Raw genomic sequence first — 19,578 nt, 5'->3', positions numbered from 1 at the left:
TCAATACTATAGAAACAAATGTTGCTTTTCAAGTAAGTTGATTAACATCTGATGATTTATAAGTAGCATGTGATAAATGAAGGGTTTAAATTATGCCTCAAAGAGGTGATCTAAAAAAAATTCTTATTCTAGGTTCGGGACCGATTGTTATAGGACAAGCATGCGAATTTGATTACTCTGGTACTCAAGCTTGCAAAGCTTTAAGAAATGCTGGTTATGAAATTGTATTAATAAATTCAAATCCAGCATCAATAATGACTGATCCTGAGATCGCAAGCAAAACATATATAGAACCATTAACTCCTGAAATTGTTTCTCAGATCATTTTAAAAGAAAAACCTGATGCGATCCTTCCCACTATGGGAGGTCAAACCGCTTTGAATCTTGCGGTAAAATTATCAGAGTCAGATTTTTTAAAACAAAATAATATTGAATTAATTGGTGCTGATTTAAAAGCTATAAATAAAGCTGAAGATAGAAAAATGTTTAAAGAATCGATGGAGAAAATAGATGTAAATGTTTGTCCTTCTGGTATTGCATCTAATCTAGATGAAGCAATAGAGGTATCCAAAAAAATTAATTCTTACCCTCTTATTATAAGGCCTGCATTTACATTAGGTGGAGTTGGGGGTGGAATTGCTTTTAACCTTGAAGAATTTGTCGAGTTGTGTAAATCAGGTTTAGAGGAAAGTCCGAGTAGTCAAATATTAATTGAAAAATCACTTATTGGATGGAAAGAGTTTGAACTTGAGGTGATGAGAGACACTGCTGACAATGTAGTAATAGTTTGCAGTATTGAAAATTTAGACCCAATGGGTGTCCACACTGGAGATTCGATTACTGTAGCTCCTGCACAGACTTTAACAGATAAGGAGTACCAGAGATTAAGGGATTTGTCATTGAAAATTATTAGAGAGGTAGGAGTTGAAACAGGAGGGAGTAATATCCAATTTGCAATAAATCCATCTAATGGAGAAGTAATTGTCATAGAAATGAACCCCCGTGTGAGTAGATCCTCTGCTTTAGCAAGTAAAGCAACTGGATTTCCCATAGCTAAGATTGCAGCTTTATTATCTGTTGGTTATACACTTGATGAGATTATTAATGACATTACAAAAAAAACACCTGCATGTTTTGAGCCATCAATTGATTACGTAGTTACTAAGATTCCAAGATTTGCCTTTGAAAAGTTTAAAGGCTCTTCTAATACTTTAAGCACTGCCATGAAATCTGTTGGTGAGTCAATGGCAATTGGTCGTTCTTTTGAAGAATCATTTCAGAAAGCATTAAGGTCATTAGAAGTAGGTATTTTTGGGTGGGAGTGTGATTCACAAGATGAATTTAAAAATGAGAATCAAATAAAAAATTGTTTAAGAAACCCTACATCTGAAAGAATTCTCCTAATCAAAAAAGCTATGCAGCTTGGGAAAACTAATACTTATATTCAACAAGTTACGAATATAGATTTGTGGTTTATCGAAAAATTACGTAATATCTTTAATTTTGAAAATGATTTTTTGAAAGATAAGGAACTTTATACTCTAGATAGAGATTTGATGTTACATGCTAAACAATTAGGTTTTTCAGATCAACAGATAGCAAAGTTAACTAATACTGAGTTTTTTGAAGTAAGAAAATATAGAAAAAAACTTAATATAATTCCAATTTATAAAACTGTTGATACTTGTTCAGCAGAATTCACATCCTCAACTCCTTATCATTATTCAACTTACGAAGAATCTTTCATTAATTTTAATTCTCAAATTTTTGATAGCGAGATTTCAGAAAATAGTAAATCAAAAAAAATTATGATTTTAGGGGGAGGTCCAAACAGAATTGGTCAGGGAATTGAATTTGATTACTGTTGTTGTCATGCATCATATCAATCTTCTACAAATGGTTATAAAACAATAATGGTTAATAGTAACCCTGAAACTGTATCAACAGATTATGATACTAGCGATATTTTATATTTTGAGCCTGTAACTTTGGAGGATGTGCTCAACATAATAGAAGCCGAAAGTCCATATGGTTTGATTGTTCAATTTGGAGGCCAAACTCCACTGAAATTATCATTATCTTTATTTGAATGGCTTAAATCTAATGATGGGGTCAGAACTGGTTCAAGAATTCTTGGGACTTCTCCAGAATCTATCGATTTAGCAGAAGATAGAGAGGAATTTACAAAAATTCTTAATGAATTAAGTATTAGACAACCTTTGAACGGTATTGCCCGTAATATAAATGAAGCAGAAAAAGTAGCCAAAAATATAGGATTTCCCTTGGTTGTAAGACCCTCTTATGTTTTAGGTGGAAGAGCAATGGAAATTGTTAAAGATGAGTATGAATTATCGAGATACATCACTGAAGCAGTAAAGGTATCTCCTGATCATCCAATCCTTCTTGATCAATATTTGAATAATGCAATTGAGATAGATGTTGATGCTTTATGCGATTCAGAGGGGTCGGTTGTAATTGCTGGCTTAATGGAACATGTGGAACCTGCAGGAATTCATTCAGGAGATTCAGCTTGTTGCCTGCCTTCCATCTCTCTTTCAAAATCCACAATAGAAAATGTAAGGAACTGGACTAAATTAATTGCACAAAGATTAAATGTTGTTGGTTTAATTAATTTGCAATTTGCAGTAATAAATACAAATAATAAAGAAAATAAATTATTTATTCTTGAAGCAAATCCAAGAGCATCCAGGACAGTTCCATTTGTTTCAAAAGCTATAGGTAAACCAGTTGCAAAATTAGCTACTCAGTTAATGCAAGGTTTTACATTAGAAGATATTAATTTCAAAGAAGAATTTTCTCCAAAATATCAGGCAGTAAAAGAGGCCGTTTTACCATTTAAAAGATTCCCTGGGTCTGATACATTACTTGGTCCTGAAATGAAATCTACTGGAGAGGTAATGGGTTTAGCTAAAGATTTTGGAATTGCATATGCCAAGTCGGAATTGGCAGCAGGTAATGGTGTACCTTCAGAAGGAGTAGCTTTTTTGTCTACAAATGACTTAGATAAAAAAAATCTTGAGGAAGTTGCTAAAGAACTTTTGATTTTAGGATTTAAATTAATAGCAACAAAAGGGACAGCTGCACATTTGGTGAATTTAGGAATTCAAGTTGAAGAAGTGCAAAAAGTTCATGAAGGAAGACCAAATATTGAGGACCTAATTCGTTCTGGACTTGTTCAATTAATAATTAATACTCCAATTGGCTCACAGGCTCTTCATGATGATGCTTATTTAAGACGAGCTGCTTTAGAATATAATATTCCAACTTTTACAACTATTCCTGGAGCAAAGGCAGCCATTAAGGCGATCAAAGCTTTGCAGTGTAATAAAATTAATACTTATTCTCTACAAGAAATCCATGAATATTAAGATTTTATTCTAAGTTTTTTAGTTTTTCTCTTAATTGATTAACTAAAGAGTTTCGACTAATTGAAAGTAATTTGAGAGTATCTTGGTGTATTTTAAGTTGTGTCTCCGCTATTTGTAATAATTTTATAGATTCTTTTATTTCATTAGAAAGTTCATTTATTAAATATTTTTTGCCTTCAAAGGTTAAAACTGGATTTGCAGAATCATTTGTGTTTTCGTTCATAGATTTACTTTTTTATAAATAAAATAGAGTTGTTACTTTTTAATCAATTGTTTTTCACATAATTCTTTATAAATTCCAGGCTTATTGATTAAATCAATATGTTTCCCAACTTCAATAATTTCACCTTTATCGAAAACAACTATTTTATTTGCTTCTTGAGTAGTGGCTAATCTATGAGCAATTACAATAACTGTTCTATCTTTCATTGCTCTATTAAGACCTTCTTGGACTTCAGATTCTGATTCTGCATCTAACGCACTTGTGGCCTCGTCTAAAAGAAGTATTGATGGGTTTCCAATTATCGCTCTTGCAATTGCTATCCTTTGGATCTGACCTCCTGAGAAATTTGATCCTCTTTCAGTTATCTTAGTTTCATATTTCTCAGGTAGCATTTGAATGAAGTTGTGGGCGTTTGCTTTTATTGCTGATTCTATAACTTCTTCTTTGGTGAAATTTCTGCCCATTCTTATTACATCAATAATTGTTCCTGAAAACAAAAAAGGCTGTTGTTGAACTAATGCAATGTTTTTTCTAATATCTTTTGTATTTAATATTTTAAGATTTTTATCATCTATAAAAATGTCTCCATTATTTGGAGTTATAAACTTTAATATCAAAGCCAACATTGTACTTTTACCAGCTCCGGAAGGTCCAACAAAAGCTGTTACTTCCCCTCTTTTAATGTCTAAATTGATATTTTTAAGTACTTGATTATCTTTTTTGTAAGCGAAATTAACTTTTTTGAAACTTATTTTTCCAATAATATTGGAGATCCTTGTTAATGTTTCTTTGTTATCTTCGATGGGTTCTATATTTATGTTTTTTAACCTTTTTATAGATGCTTCTGCCTGTTTATAGTCATTAAAATTTGTACTTACATGACTTATTGGATCAATAAGCATCAATATTGCAGCAAAGAAACTGCTGAATTCCTCGCTTGTTAGAAGGCCTAGATTAATTCTTGCGGCTCCTAAACCTAATATTGCTAATATTCCAAATGCTTCAACAAATCCTACAATTGGATGTTGAAATGCAAGTAATTTTAATGTTTTATATTTTGCTTTTTTATTTGCACTTAATCTTTTATGAAATCTATTCTCAATCCAATTTTCAACAGCAAAAGCTCTTATGGTCTTCATTCCATTTATAGATTCACCTATTAAAGCTGCTAAATTACTTGTTGATTCTTGACTTTTCTCAGATGCGAATAAAACTCTCCTTCCAAAACTGTTAACTGAAAGAATAATCAATGGTGCTAAAACAAAAGTTGATAATGTTAGTGACCAGTCTAAATAAAACATATAGATTATTACCGCTAACAACTGTAAAGTGCATGGAATAGTGTCTTGAGCTGTTTTATAAATTACTTCGCTTACTCTGTCTGCATCTTCTGTAAGTCTATATGTGATGTCCCCTGCAGAAATCTTTCCAAAAGAATTCATTTCTATTTTTTGAATTCTGTTAAATAAATTTCCTCTCATAACTTCGCTAATTTCTAAAGATGGTTTTGCTATGAAAACATCCTGTCCAAATTGAGCGGTTTTCTGAACTAAAAATACAAATAAAGACTTAATTATTATGCTAGAAACTTTTGAAAGATCACCAGACCCAATCGCTGGGATTAAGTTTCCAGCTAAATATGCTAATAAAGGCCAACAAGCTACGTAAATAAGCATGCATATAAAACCCTTGATAAACCTATTTGAATATGGTCTGACTGGTGGTATTAATTTCAAGATATTATATATTTAATTGTTATATCCTACTTTATCAATATCTTTGAGTTTAAAAACAATGAAATTGGATCAATTCTTAAAATGGAAAAATTTGGTATCTACTGGTGGCGAAGCAAAAATTTTTATTAAATCCGGTTCTGTTTTGGTTAATGGTGTAATTGAGACTAGGAGAGGAAGGAAGTTAAACAAGGGTGATAAAGTAATATTTCTAAAAAATGAATTAATTTTTGAATAGTTAGCTTATTCAACTCACTTTGTATTAGTATATTTTTCTTGGAGATAGTATTTTGAGAAAATCTGTAATTGCTGGTAATTGGAAAATGCACATGACTTGTGCTGAAGCTAAATCCTATCTAGAAGAGTTTATTCCTTTAATTAAAAACATAAAAGACGATCGTAAAGTTGTTATAGCTCCACCTTTCACGGCTATTTCAACCTTTTCTGATCATTCTGATTTTGATTATATAGATATTTCTAGTCAAAATATTCATTGGGAAGATCAAGGAGCATTTACAGCAGAAATATCTCCAAAAATGCTTCTTGAACATGGCGTCTCATATGCAATCGTTGGACACAGTGAGCCAAGGAAATATTTTAGTGAAAGTGATGAACAAATTAATAAAAGAGCAGTTTTTGCTCAATCTAGTGGACTTACTCCAATAGTTTGTGTTGGAGAAACATTAGAACAAAGAGAGAGAGGAGAAGCTGATAGAGTTATTACTAGACAGGTTGAACAAGGATTAGAAAATACAGATCCAACTAATTTAATTGTTGCCTATGAACCAATATGGGCTATTGGCACTGGTAAAACATGTGAGGCAGAAGATGCTAATAATATATGTTCTTTGATTCGGAAATTAATAGGTTTTGATGATGTAATTATTCAATATGGAGGATCCGTTAAACCTAATAATATTGACGAAATCATGTCAATGAGTGATATAGATGGGGTGTTAGTTGGAGGGGCTTCATTAGATCCGAATAGTTTCGCGAGAATTGCAAATTATCAATAATAAAAATTCATGGCCAAAAGGCTGGGGACAAAAAACTTCAATTATGGGAGTTATTAATTTAACTCCCGATTCATTTAGTGATGGTGGAGAATTAAATTCTTCAAAAAAAGTTTTAGATCAAGTAAATCATTTCTTGAGTAATGGCGTTGATGTTATTGATCTTGGTGCTCAAAGTACTAGACCAGGGGCTGAAGAAGTTGGCTCAGGCATAGAAATAAAAAGATTGATTCCTTATCTAAAATTAATAAAATCTGAATATCCAGATGTTTTAATTTCTATTGATACTTTTAATTCTGACGTAGCTTACGAAGCTCTATTAAATGGTGCTAATTGGATAAATGATGTCACTGGAGGAAGAAGAGATATAAATATTTTGGATGTTGTATCAAAATTCAATTGTCCATTCGTCATAACGCATAGTCGTGGTAATAGTCAAAATATGAATCAACTCTCTAATTACCAGAATGTATTAAGTGACGTTAAATGCTCGCTTGATAATTTAATTAAGAATGCTTTAGAAAAAAATATATCTAAAAGAAACATAATTGTTGATCCTGGAATTGGTTTTTCAAAGGATATCATTCATAATTTGGAAATATTGAGAAACTTAGATGTATTTAAAAAATGGGATTTGCCAATTTTGATAGGTGCATCTAGGAAGAGATTTATAGGAGAAATTTTGAATGAGGAAAATCCAAAAGAAAGGGATATAGGAACACTAGCAATAAGTTGTCTGTGTTCTCAATTTAATATTGATATTGTGAGAGTCCACAACGTTAAACTAAATTATCAAATCCTGAAAGTGGCTGATAGGATTTACAGAAAATAACAAATTTATTATTCCTTAACTCCTTCGATTTTATCCTCTACCTCTTGGTATAGTTCTTTCAACTGTTCTATATTTTCATCTGAAGTTTCCCAATATCCCCTACCATTAACTTCTAGCAATGTTCCAACAATTCTTCTGAAACTATTAGGGTTAAGATCCATTAATCTTTTCCTCATCTCTTCGTCATTTATAAATGTTTCATTAGTTTCTTCATATACAAAATTATCTACTTGACCACTTGTAGCACTCCAACCAAGAGTGTAATTAAGTCTGTTAGAAAGTTCTCTAACTCCTTCGTAGCCAGATTTGAGCATACCTTCATACCACTTAGGATTTAAGAGTTTGGTTCTTGAGTCTAATCTGATAGTTTCTCCTAGTGTTCTAACTTGAGCATTAGAAGTGGTTGTATCTGCTATGTAGCTACTTGGTTCTTTTCCGTCATCTCTTAAAGTCTTAATCAATTTTGTAGGATCCGAATCAAAATAATGACTTACATCTGTTAATGAAATTTCTGAAGAATCAAGGTTTTGAAATGTAACATCTGCTGTTTTCATTACTGACTCAAATACCTCTCTTTTTTGATTCATCTCACCTGGATTATCGGCATTAAAAGCATATGTTTTGCGAGATAAATACATTTCTTGTAATTCATTTTCTTCCTCCCATGTTGAATTTTCTACGGCTAAATTAACATTTGAACTGTAACTTCCACTTGCATTAGAGAATACTCTCGCTGAAGCTTCTCTGATAGAAGTGCCTTCTTTTTCTGCTTGTTCTAGTGAATGTTTCCTCACAAAATTAGATTCCAGTGGTTCATCAGCTTCAGCTGCTAATTTGACTGCCTGATCTATTAATGCCATTTGATTGATAAATAGATCTCTAAATACTCCTGAACAATTAACTACTACATCTATTCTTGGCCTACCTAATTCTGCTAAAGGGATTAATTCTAATTTGTTAATTCTTCCAACAGAATCTGGTTTTGGTTTTACCCCAACAAACCATAATATTTGTGCAAGTGATTCCCCGTAAGTTTTGATGTTATCAGTACCCCATAAAACACAAGCTATTGTTTCGGGCCAAGTTCCTTGCTCTTCTTTTTGTCTCTCAATTAATTTGTCAACAACAGACTTAGCTGCAGCAACTGCTGCTGTAGTTGGGATTGATTGAGGATCAAGTGCATGGATATTTTTACCACTGGGTAAAACGCCTGGATTTCTTATGGGATCTCCACCTGGTCCAGGTAAAACATAATTTCCATCAAGTGCTTTAATGAGGCTATCCATTTCTTTGTCTGCGCAGACTTGTTCCAGACAGAAAAGTAAGTAATCAAATAATTTATTTAATTCCTTCTGATTAACTTCATTAAATCCATTTAATCTGCAAACTCTTAGCCAAGGGGTAGGTAGATTTAGACCAAAAACTTTAAGTAAATCGAAAAGTTTGGAAAGAAGTGATTTTTCTAAATAAACTCTGCCATCAAGAATTTTTAAAGAGTTGACCATCGCAAAAATAGACTCTCTTGCTGTTTTTATAATTTTTTCATTTAACTCTACAAAATTAAGTTCACCTTTATTATTACCATCATAAATTTGTTCAATAGTAAGACCGATGGATTCTGCGAGTAATCCAGGAAGAGATCTTAATCCTTCTTGTTCTCTCTCTAAAGAAGCAATATTTACAAGTGTTGCAACAGCTTCCTCTGCTGTTGGAGCTTCTCCAATAGTATGAAGACCGCAAGGTAACAATCTACTTTCAATCTCCATCAACTGTTTATAGACATTACCAACAAATAAATCTCTTTCATCTATTGAAAGTTCTTCTACTTCTTTTGAAGGAAGCTCTACATCTTTGTCAAGGTTACATTGTTTAGAAGTTTCAACTATTGCATTAACAATTTGAATACCCCTGCTATTTTCTCTTAATTGTTGATAAGAACCAACGAGTTCACTAAGTTCTTTAAGTCCTTTGTATAGTCCTGCATTTTCTGCTGGAGGAGTAAGATAACTAATAGTTGAAGCATATCCTCTTCTCTTCGCAATTGTTGCTTCAGATGGATTATTCGCAGCATAGTAATACAAATTAGGTAATGATCCAATGAGAGAATCCGGATAGCAAGTTTCACTCATGCCCATCTGCTTCCCAGGCATAAATTCAAGTGAGCCGTGAGTTCCAAAATGAAGAACAGCATCAGCCCCCCAGATTTTTTCTACATATGTGTAATACGCTGCAAAACCATGATGAGGACTAGCACTTCTTGAATAGAGTAATCTCATGGGATCACCTTCATAACCGAATGTAGGTTGAACTCCTATAAAGACATTTCCAAAATGTTTCCCATAGATAAGAAGGTTTTGTCCGTCACTATTAAGGTTGCCAGGAGGTTTACCCCAATTTTCTTCGAGTCTTTGTGAATATGGGGTGTACTCTTCGTATTCTTTTACTGACATCTTATGAGCAATATTTAACTCTGGAGAGCCATCCATCGCTTCTGGGTTGTTAATTACTTTTTCCATTAATTCTTTTGAATTACTTGGAAGTTCATCTATTTGATATCCCTTCGATTTCATTTCAAGGAGTACTCTATAAATTGAACCAAAAACATTCAAGTATGCTGCCGTACCAACATTACCTTTGTCTGGTGGAAAACTAAATACTGTGATGGCTAATTTTTTATCCTTTCTTTGTTTAACCCTTAAAGTTGACCATTTTATTGCTCTTTCAGCTATTACATCAACTCGATCTTGGAGGGTATGCGCCTTACCTGTTGCATCATCACGTCCTGAGAGAATAATAGGTTCAATAGCACCATCAAGCTCTGGAATTGCAATCTGAAGCGCTACCTGAACAGGATGTAAACCTAGATCACTATCTTCCCATTCTTGCGTGGTTTGGAAGACTAATGGAAGTGCAACCATATAGGGTCTGTTTAACCTTTTTAGGGCTTCAATGGCTTTAGGATGATCTTGTCTTGCTGGACCACCAACTAGTGCAAATCCTGTTAAAGATACAACTCCATCTACTATAGGTTGATCCTTATTTGTGGAATCATAATAAAATTCATTAACTGGTTTAGAAAAATCTAGACCTCCACAGAAGATGGGTAGTACTCTTGCACCTCTGTATTCCAATTCTTGAATAACAGCAACGTAATGAGCATCATCTCCCGTAACGATATGACTCCTTTGAAGCACTAAGCCTATTGTTGGAGTTTTGTCATCTTTAAGTTTTATATCTTTCCTATTATTTTCCCAATTTTGATATTCTTTAAGACTTTCAAACATGCAAGGAGCAAGAGGATGCCAAATTCCTAAATCTGGGAATGTTTCAGGGTCTTGAATTTTGAATTCTTCTATTTGTTCTTTTATGATTTCTGAAACAGCGTACTTTTCAGATATCATTAACAAGAAGTTTTTTAAATTCTCAGTTGTACCACCTAACCAATACTGAAAACTTAGAATGAATGTTCTTGCATCTTGAGCTTTTTCTACTGGAAGATATTTAAGTATTGAAGGTAGTGTGTTTAATAACTTCAACATTGAGTCTTGGAAACTTGCTCCATCAGATTCTTTTTTCTTTTTTATTAAATCTCCAATAATACTTTTAGATTGACCAAGTTGGGCCATACTAAATGAACCTAGCTTATTTAATCTCATTACCTCTGGCATGGAGGGGAAAATAATTGATGCTTTAAGTTTGTCTTTAAATGGAGTTACTGCATCAACTACTTTTTGAGCAAGGTCTTCAATGAAAATTAAAGAGGCTACGAAAATATCTGCATTAGCTATATCTTCTTTAAAATCTTCAAAATTACTATCATTCCTAAGTTCTTCGATAAGATAGCCGCTAAGGTCTATACCTATAGGCCCATTCATATTGTTTATTGACTTTGCAGCTTCCGTTAAGGAATTTTGGTATTGTGGCTCAAGGACAACATAAACTGCTTTTATTACAACTTTGTGTTTGTTATCCTCAACAGGAGATACTCTGCGGTTTGCTGAGCGGACCTGCGTAAACATTGATTTTCTTTAAGTATTTCTACCAGCCTACGAATGAAAAGACGTTATTGTGTGGAATATAAATAGCGTGTAACAACCTTTAAAAAAAAATTTTTAAAAAAATGATTGAAAATTCTAAAAAACCTATACCAGTACTAGTATCCGGAGCTTTAGGCAGAATGGGTAGCGAAGTTGTTAATACTGTATTAAATTCTACAGATTGTGAACTTGTTGCAGCAATCGACATAAACGAAAAGAACAATGGCTCAAATATTTCTGAATTATTGAAGGTAAAAAATTGTGATGTTTTTGTTTCAAATGATTTTGAAGGAACTTTATGTTCTGTAAGTCAAAATTATAGAAATGAAAATATCAAACCTGTGCTGGTTGATTTTACTCATCCTGATTCTGTATATGAAAATACGAGATCAGCTATTGCATATGGTGTATCACCAGTAGTAGGAACTACAGGTCTCAGCCCTTCGCAAATACAAGATTTGTCTGTTTTTGCTCAGAAAGCATCGGTTGGTTGTGCAATAATTCCTAATTTTTCAGTAGGCATGGTTCTTCTTCAGCAAGCGGCATCGGTAGCTGCAAGGTTTTATGACAATATTGAATTAATAGAAATGCATCATAATCAAAAAGCTGATTCTCCTAGTGGGACTTGTATAAAAACTGCAGAAATGATTGAAGAATATCCAAAGAAATTTAATCAAAATTTAGTAAAAGAGTCTGAGTTATTGACAGGTGTACGAGGTGGGCTCAGAGATTCAGGAATTAATATACATTCTGTACGATTACCAGGATTACTCGCTCATCAGTTAGTAATTATGGGATCTGCAGGAGAAACTTACACAATTAAGCATGACACTATTGATAGAAAGGCATACATGCCAGGAGTTTTACAGACTATTAAAAAAATTGGTAATTTTGAAACTTTAGTTTATGGACTTGAAAAATTGATTTTTTAAAATGTTAATTCCAATTAATTCAAGTCAAATTTCAAAACTTATTCCTGCAGTTGGTACAGGAAGTCAATTTAAGTACGCGTTGGGGAATCCGAGAAAAATTCTTCAAAGAGTAATTGTTTCTTCAATTGGTGGATTTATCTCATTAATTATTAGTTCGACTGGAGATCAAACTAATAATTTCTGGTTATTCCTATGTGTAGGTTTCTTTTTGTATATCATCTGGGGCCCAATTCTTGAATCAAGTAGAAAAAATTTGCAATTAAGAAAATATAAATTTTTTTCTATTTTTGATGGCTATATATCAGATATCTATAAAACAGAAAAGATCGAAAGTTCAAGAGAACAATCTAATAGGCAAGGTCGATTAGAAGTTATTGAAAACAAAAGGACTTGGTTAGTACTTGAATTAGAAGATGAAGATGGTTATTTGGAAAAATTAAGTTTTCCTATGGAAAATAAGCACAGTCAAATTAGGGTGGGTTCCAGTATTAGATGTTTAATAACATCTGATAATCGTAATTTTGACAGAGATTTTTATTTGACCGATGCTTGGCTTCCTGAAGTTAATTTATGGGTTGGTGAGTACCCATATTTATTAAGACCAGCATTTGAGGAAATTTGCTATATTTATTTGAATAGATAGTTGATGCTTATAAAAATCTGATGAATAATAAATTTAATTTTAAAATTGTTGGATCAGGTCCCACAGGTTTATTACTTTCAATCGCACTTTCAAAATTTGATTGTAATATTTTTTTAACTGATTTAATATCAAAAGATAGATTAATAGATAAAGATAAAACTTATGCAATTACTCACTCATCAAGAAAAATCTTATCTAAATTCAGACTTTGGAAAAAATTAGAACCATTTTTATTTGGCTTTGATTCTCTTTCAATTTCAGATCGCGTAACTTCTGCTTTTACCAATTTATCAACTTCTGACTTAGATGATGATATAAGTTCTGCTGAAAATATTGGCTGGGTAGTTAAACATTCAGATCTCATGAACGTATTTTTTCAAGAAATTGATAATTATGAAAATATTTTTTTTATGACGCCACAGAGATTGTTACGTAAAAAAATATTATTTGATTATCAATTCTTTTCAACCGGAGCAAACTCACTTGATAAAAAATTCTTAGATTTTGTTGATATAAAAAAATCTTATGATCAGTCTTGTTTAACTTTTAAAGTTTCTCTTAGAGGTCATTGTGAAAAGCGTGCTTATGAAATTTTTAGGAAAGAAGGCCCATTAGCATTATTACCTTTAGAAAAAAACTTATATCAAGTAATTTGGACTTCCAGTACATTAAAGGCAATTGAAAGGTTAAATTCTGACAAGAATTTTTTAATGGATAATTTATCAACAATCTTGCCAGATGAATTTAAGTTGGACCAAATAATTGGCGAATTTAATATTTTTCCTGTTTCATTATCCTTAAATTTACCAGTTTTAAATTTTAAAAAATTTGTTTTTGTAGGAGATGCATTCCATACATTTCATCCTGTTGGCGGTCAGGGTCTAAATACTTGTTGGAGAGATGTTAATACTATTTATGATCTTTTTAATAAAAATACTGCTATTACTAAAATGCAATTGATATTATTTAAGTTTAAGTATTTTTCAAGCAGGATTTTAGATATTATCTTCACTATTTTTATAACTGACTCATTGATATCAATTTTTGCTAATAGAAACGTTTTTTTATTTCCAATTAGGAATTTTTCATTTTTACTTTTAAATAAATTTACTTTAATAAGAAAATTAGTCTTAAATCAAATGACTAAATCTCTCATTTACTCAAGTATTAAATAGAACTGATGAATAATTATGTATCTCGAGAAATGATAATTTATTTATTTAATGTATTAGGTTTAGATGAATCTACAATTGAACTTGGTATAAGATTATCTATAAAAAATAACACACCATTGCCAATATCATTATGGAGTTATGGAATGCTCACTAATGAAGAACTAGATAAGTTATATTCATTTTTATTTCAAAAAATGGATTAATAATTCTGTTATAATCTGTCCATATTCAGATAAGGAACAATTACAGCTTTAACTAGAAGAAATCAGGTATCAAGAAAATCTATAGAGAAGCTTGATTTATTATTATTAATACTAGAAACTATTGATTTAAATGGTATCCAGTCCCTTTACGCATTATCAAATAGACTTAAACTAAATAATGTTTTACCAAATAAAGTGACTATTTGGAAATTAAGGAACAATAATCCACTTAGAAAATCCTATGTTACTAACAATATTAAACTTGACGAATTCGATGCCTTAATAAGAATTACAGTCGAAATGTCTAAATATTTATATCCTTATATTAGAGAGATACTGAAATCCAAAGAAAATATTGAAGAGAATTCACTAATCTGGAATGATTTTAATAAGAGATTTATTGAGTTGATTAAAGAGAGATTTAATCTAGATAGTATGAGAGTGAAAAAGCTTTTAAATCAAGCTGAAAATGATGAGATTATAATAAAGTCTTTGCTTATTTTATCTTTTTGTATTTCAAATCAGGGCTATCAAAAGTTGAAGAATTTTTTACACGATTTTTAATATGATGCAAAATAAATTGTCATTTCATCAATCTTCAGCAAGTCTCGAAATAATCGGATTGCCAGATTATTCCAATAATGAAAATAAAGAACAAATATCTATAATTTCTCAATGGAAATTAACCATAGTTGATAAACCACTTATTGAAGGAAAAATTGAACATTTAGGGCCTATTATGGATGCTTTTTATATTTATTCAAATCTTTTAATCAAAAACGAAATCCCAATATATGAATCTAAATTAATCGATATAAAAGCCCATAATCTCCACATACATAATATTGTTCTAAAGAGCTCTAAACCAAATGTAAAGCCTTTAGTTTTAAAGATTGGTAATTCATTGCTTTCAGATACTATAAATTGTTTTGATCAGTTAAATGAATCGCCAAAAGTAAGATTAAAAAAAACTAATATACCTACTAACATTAATAAAAAATTAAGTTTTAGGTTAAATAAAAAAGTTAAATTTTTCAATTTTTTAATTCCACCATTTATTGCAATTTGCGCTTTAATTCTGTTCTCTTCTTCTTTTATTTATTTCAATAGTCCTTTTGAAGATATAGAAAAAAAAGAACTAACAAATGCTGAATAAAGAGCAATTAGCATCTTAAATATAAACACGATACTATAGGTTAATTTCTTTTCAGAGTTATTCAAATTTTTTCTTTGAACTTTGATTTATGGCAGATTTAAACATCCCAAATTTGAATATTAAACCTGATAAATATATTTTTAAAAAAAAATTAAATTTAAGAAGAAAATCTAAAAAAAGACTATTTACTGAATCTTTCTTTTTGTTTATTTTGAGTGTTTTATTATTTTATATAAATTATTTAATTCCTAATAAAAATTTGCTGTTACAAAATCTACCTTCGACATTTAATAAATCTTTTTTATTATTGATTGATCTCTTTTCATATCTGTATGAGATATTGTTGGTGATTTTTATTTTTGTATCTTCTTTTACTGCTCTTATTTTAATGATAGGTTCATTTAATAGGTTATTTAAAGTCTCTAAGAGAAAGTCAAAACAAATTGTTTATAAATAATTTCAAATAGGTTGCATTAAGCCACCACTTCCTGAATCAGAATCATCATCATCATTTTCTGTTTCTTCTCCGAATAATGCAAATATGCCTAATACAATTGATGAAAGAATAATTGATAAGGGTAAAATCGAAGTTTGGATTCCGACGTCTATATATTCACCCATAAAATAAATAAATTTTTATAAACCTAACCGAAATCAAACTGATTCGCGGATTTTAAATAATTATTTAATAATTTAATCTCTTTTAATAAGTTCTTTATCGAAATTCTTTATTTCTCTTTCAAAAGTAACGAACCACAACATTAGTTGCTCAATTTGATTGTGAATTTCAGTTGCACCTAAACCCCTTATAGTGATGATTGAAAATGGTTGGCCTTCATTAAAATTAAATTTATTTTGAACACTACTTGCCAAAGAATTTTTAAGAATTTTAAAAGTAGAATTTTTTAATTTTGTCTCTATCAAGATGTTTGGCTTTTTGAGCTTGATCTTATTAAAACCACATTTTTTAGCTAGTAATTTTATTTTCATTATCATAATTAAGGACTCAACAGGTTTGGGTAAGTTTCCATATCTATTAACCCAGTCTGTAGCTAATTCAGTTAATTCATCATTATTTGAACATTCAGTAACAGATTTGTAAGCTTCAAGCTTCTCTTCTCTGTTTAATATCCATGTTGCAGGTATAAATGCATTTATTGGTAGATCAATTTGAGTGTCGTTAACTTCAGGTATTTCTTGCCCGCTGATTTCCGAAATAGCCTCATGGAGCATTTCTATATATAAATCATATCCAATAGCATTAACCTTTCCACTTTGTTCTTCTCCTAGTAAACTACCAACACCTCTTATTTCCATATCTTTCATTGCAAGTTGGTATCCACTGCCTAGTTCTGAAAAGTCTTTTATCGCTTTCAATCTTTGTTTTGCAGCGTCATTAATTTTATTTATATTTGGATAAAATAACCAAGCATGTGCTTGTACACCGCTTCTACCTACTCTTCCTCTAAGTTGATAAAGTTGTGAAAGGCCAAATTTGTGAGAATCTTCAATAATGATTGTATTTACTTTAGGGATGTCTAATCCACTTTCAATTATCGTTGTGCATATCATTAAATCTACTTCTCCATTATTAAAAGCAATCATTGCATTTTCAAGTTCTGTTTCGTTCATTTGCCCATGAGCAACAATAAATTTTAAGCTGGGAAACATATTATTTAATTTATTTACAGCTTGATCTATATCAGAAATTCTTGGAAGAACATAAAAAATTTGACCTCCCCTATCAAGTTCTTGATTAATTGCAGTTCTTATAACATCCATATCTATTTCAGATAAATATGTTTTTATTGATCTTCTTGATGGTGGAGGAGTGTTTAGTAAGCTCATTTGTCTTAGTCCAGATAAGCTCATATAAAGAGTTCTTGGAATTGGAGTTGCCGAGAGAGTTAAAACGTCTATGTTGGTTTTGATTTTTTTTATTTTCTCCTTTTGCCTTACTCCAAATCTTTGTTCTTCATCAATAACTAGTAGTCCTAAGTTTTTAATTTCTATTTCTTTTCCTAAAATTTGGTGCGTTGCTACAACTAAATCAATTTTGTTATTTTTCAAACCTGCATAGATTTCCTTTCTTTCATTAACAGTTTTGAATCTATTGAGTAATGATACTTTTATTGGGTAAGGTGAAAATCTATTACTTATTGTCCTCCAATGTTGCTGAGCTAGGATTGTAGTAGGTGCTAGTAATATTACCTGTTTGCCTGATGTAATAGCCTTAAAAATAGCCCGAACAGCTACTTCTGTTTTGCCAAATCCTACATCTCCACAAACTAGCCTGTCCATTGGCTTTTCGCTTTCCATATCAGATTTTATTTCTTCTACAGCAGTAATTTGGTCAGGTGTTGGTTGATAAGGGAATGATTCCTCTAATTCATCTTGCCAAGGACCATCTTCTGGGTAAATGTAACCCTTTAATTTTTCTCTCTTTGCATAAAGTTTTAAAATATCGACAGCAACTTTTTTGATTTGTTTCTTATTTTTTTCTTTTATTTTTTCCCATTCTGTCCCTCCTAATTTATTTATTTTCGGCTTTATTTTTCCGCTTGATCTATATCTGTTAACACTACCAAGTTGATCAGCAGCAACACTTATCTTTCCATCTTGATACTGAATGACTAAATAATCTCTTGAATCTCCAGTTATATTTATTTTTTCTATTTTTAAAAATTTTCCTATTCCATGATTTTTATGAACTATAAAATCACCGGGACTAATCTTATTTACATTTATATTTGAATTGACACTTCTTTTTTTTCTTCTTATGAATACATTATTAAAAAGAGATTGTTGTGAAAATAATTCTTTATCTGTTATCAGGACAACTTTCACTATCGGAAGATAAAACCCCTCGATTTCGTAATTGTTCTTATTTTTTAAAATTAGAGGAGTTGAATTATTAATTGACTTATATGCTTCATCAATATCATTAGGATTGTTTAAGAAGTTTGCATTACATTCGTGCTCAAAAAGTAAAGTCCTTGTTCTCAATGGTTGTGCTGATAATATCCATACTTTTTCATTATTTTTTATATTTTTATTTATATCATTGGATAATTTTCCTACATTTTTAGAGTATGAATTTAATCTTTTATCGTTTAACAAAAATCTATTATCGATATTGATTTTAGATTCAAATTCATAAAATTTTATTAAATTAAAATTTCCTAGTGATTTTAATATTTCGTCAAACTTTAAATGCAAATTAGGTTTTACCTCTAAATTAATGTCATTATTTTTAAGGTTCTCATTTAATTCATACTTACAATTATCAAAATTACTTTCTGAATCTAGATACCAATTATTTACAAATTTTTTACAATCTTCTAATTCATCAATTACAAGAATTGTTTCCTTATTTATAAAATCTATTATGTTTGAGGGTTCTTCTTCAATTATTCCTAAATAACGATCAAGATTATTTTTATTTATATCTTCTGAATTAAAAAGATTGTTCTTGGATAAATTATTTAACTTATTTTTTATTAGCAAATCAAATCCAGCCTGTATTATTTCAATATTATTTATACTTTCTAATGTTTTCTGTGTATGGGGATCATATTCTCTTATTTTCTCAATGACATTATCAAAAAATTCTAATCTTACAGGAAACTCATTATTGACAGGATAAATATCTATTATTTCCCCTCTCCTACTCCAGAATCCTTCAGTTGAAGTTACATTATCCTTTGTATAGCCCAACAAAGTAAGTTTATTTGCTAATTCTTGAATCTCGATTTGAACTCCTTTTTGCAAATCTAATTTGTTTTCAATTAATAAGTTTTTATTTATTAGATGAGGTTGTAGTGATCTCTCAGTTGATATAACAATATTAAGTTCATTTTTCTCTTTTTTTATTAATTTGGATAAAACAGTAAGCTGACTAAATTCAATCTCTTTGGATTTATTAATTGATGAGTATGGTAGATGTTCTGTTGGAGGATAATATAAAACTGCTTTATCATTTATACTTTCAAAATAACCAATCCATTTGTAGGCAATTTCTACATTAGGACAAATTAATAATATATTTTTTTCCTCTTTTTTCGCGATGCTATCTAATATTATTGATTTTGCATATCTACTTGAACCAACAATATTTAATTCATTATTTTTTGAAATTCTTTTTATTAATTCAGAAGTAATTTGTGAGTTCGAAATATAATCAACTAAAGTATTTAAACTCATTTATAACTATCAATCTTGATTACAAATATCCGATCCATT

At 30.6% G+C, this 19,578-nt stretch carries 15 protein-coding genes; 10 read left to right on the top strand and 5 right to left on the bottom strand.

The genetic code is table 11. From position 1 onward, the window contains the following. Positions 1 to 92 precede the first annotated feature (92 nt). On the top strand, positions 93 to 3,389 hold the full coding sequence (gene carB / locus EU98_RS03275) for a carbamoyl-phosphate synthase large subunit (protein ID WP_032515980.1): 3,297 nt from the start codon (positions 93 to 95) through the stop codon (positions 3,387 to 3,389). A 4-nt stretch (positions 3,390 to 3,393) separates the two neighbouring features. On the opposite strand, the gene EU98_RS03280 is transcribed toward carB, so the two are convergent. Together EU98_RS03280 and EU98_RS03285 are read right to left on the bottom strand one after the other, a co-directional pair. After that, on the bottom strand, positions 3,394 to 3,612 hold the full coding sequence (locus EU98_RS03280; protein WP_032515979.1) for a DUF6447 family protein: 219 nt from the start codon (positions 3,610 to 3,612) through the stop codon (positions 3,394 to 3,396). 32 nt (positions 3,613 to 3,644) lie between these two features. Beyond that, complete coding sequence (locus EU98_RS03285; protein WP_052045507.1) at positions 3,645 to 5,288, bottom strand: ABC transporter ATP-binding protein; 1,644 nt, start codon at positions 5,286 to 5,288, stop codon at positions 3,645 to 3,647. Between the two features lie 118 nt (positions 5,289 to 5,406). Here EU98_RS03285 and EU98_RS03290 point away from each other — a divergent pair, with 118 nt between their 5' ends. The 3 genes from EU98_RS03290 to folP are packed head-to-tail and all read left to right on the top strand — an operon-like array spanning position 5,407 to position 7,190. Beyond that, the gene (locus EU98_RS03290; RefSeq protein WP_032516021.1) at positions 5,407 to 5,583 is read left to right on the top strand and encodes an RNA-binding S4 domain-containing protein; all 177 of its coding nucleotides are present in this window, start codon (positions 5,407 to 5,409) and stop codon (positions 5,581 to 5,583) included. A gap of 52 nt (positions 5,584 to 5,635) precedes the next feature. Next, positions 5,636 to 6,361: a triose-phosphate isomerase gene (tpiA, locus tag EU98_RS03295; protein WP_032515977.1), complete on the top strand. Its 726-nt coding sequence runs from the start codon at positions 5,636 to 5,638 to the stop codon at positions 6,359 to 6,361. Then, positions 6,345 to 7,190: a dihydropteroate synthase gene (gene folP / locus EU98_RS03300; RefSeq protein ID WP_032515976.1), complete on the top strand. Its 846-nt coding sequence runs from the start codon at positions 6,345 to 6,347 to the stop codon at positions 7,188 to 7,190. Before tpiA ends, folP begins: the two co-directional genes overlap by 17 nt. An 8-nt stretch (positions 7,191 to 7,198) precedes the next feature. On the opposite strand, the gene EU98_RS03305 is transcribed toward folP, so the two are convergent. Further along, positions 7,199 to 11,209, bottom strand: coding sequence for a magnesium chelatase subunit H (locus EU98_RS03305; protein ID WP_032515975.1), 4,011 nt, complete (start codon positions 11,207 to 11,209; stop codon positions 7,199 to 7,201). A 101-nt stretch (positions 11,210 to 11,310) separates the two neighbouring features. On the opposite strand from EU98_RS03305, the gene dapB reads away from it, so the two are divergent. Genes dapB through EU98_RS0109000 form a run of 6 tightly spaced genes read left to right on the top strand, consistent with a single transcriptional unit; the run spans position 11,311 to position 15,336 of the window. Beyond that, positions 11,311 to 12,159 (top strand): 4-hydroxy-tetrahydrodipicolinate reductase, encoded by an 849-nt coding sequence (gene dapB / locus EU98_RS03310; RefSeq protein WP_032515974.1) that lies wholly within the window; start codon positions 11,311 to 11,313, stop codon positions 12,157 to 12,159. A 1-nt stretch (position 12,160) separates the two neighbouring features. After that, positions 12,161 to 12,802, top strand: a complete 642-nt coding sequence (locus EU98_RS03315; RefSeq protein ID WP_032515973.1) for a hypothetical protein — start codon at positions 12,161 to 12,163, stop codon at positions 12,800 to 12,802. Between the two features lie 20 nt (positions 12,803 to 12,822). Then, complete coding sequence (locus tag EU98_RS03320; RefSeq protein ID WP_032515972.1) at positions 12,823 to 13,977, top strand: FAD-dependent monooxygenase; 1,155 nt, start codon at positions 12,823 to 12,825, stop codon at positions 13,975 to 13,977. A gap of 5 nt (positions 13,978 to 13,982) precedes the next feature. Next, entirely contained in the window at positions 13,983 to 14,180 is a 198-nt protein-coding gene (locus tag EU98_RS03325) for a DUF2949 domain-containing protein (RefSeq protein WP_032515971.1), read from the top strand. A gap of 39 nt (positions 14,181 to 14,219) precedes the next feature. Then, on the top strand, positions 14,220 to 14,744 hold the full coding sequence (locus EU98_RS09520; protein ID WP_342665654.1) for a DUF3038 domain-containing protein: 525 nt from the start codon (positions 14,220 to 14,222) through the stop codon (positions 14,742 to 14,744). Position 14,745: 1 nt separating this feature from the next. Then, entirely contained in the window at positions 14,746 to 15,336 is a 591-nt protein-coding gene (locus tag EU98_RS0109000) for a DUF4335 domain-containing protein (RefSeq protein ID WP_193743022.1), read from the top strand. A 459-nt stretch (positions 15,337 to 15,795) separates the two neighbouring features. Here the strand turns inward: EU98_RS0109000 and EU98_RS09900 are convergent, their stop codons facing one another. Together EU98_RS09900 and mfd are read right to left on the bottom strand one after the other, a co-directional pair. After that, positions 15,796 to 15,957 (bottom strand): hypothetical protein, encoded by a 162-nt coding sequence (locus EU98_RS09900; RefSeq protein WP_011818467.1) that lies wholly within the window; start codon positions 15,955 to 15,957, stop codon positions 15,796 to 15,798. A 72-nt stretch (positions 15,958 to 16,029) separates the two neighbouring features. Then, positions 16,030 to 19,539 (bottom strand): transcription-repair coupling factor, encoded by a 3,510-nt coding sequence (gene mfd, locus EU98_RS03335; RefSeq protein ID WP_032515969.1) that lies wholly within the window; start codon positions 19,537 to 19,539, stop codon positions 16,030 to 16,032. Positions 19,540 to 19,578: the final 39 nt, after the last annotated feature.

Source organism: Prochlorococcus marinus str. MIT 9314, assembly GCF_000760035.1.
Classification (GTDB): Bacteria; Cyanobacteriota; Cyanobacteriia; order PCC-6307; family Cyanobiaceae; genus Prochlorococcus_A; species Prochlorococcus_A marinus_B.
This window is presented reverse-complemented; position numbering and strand designations above follow the sequence as displayed.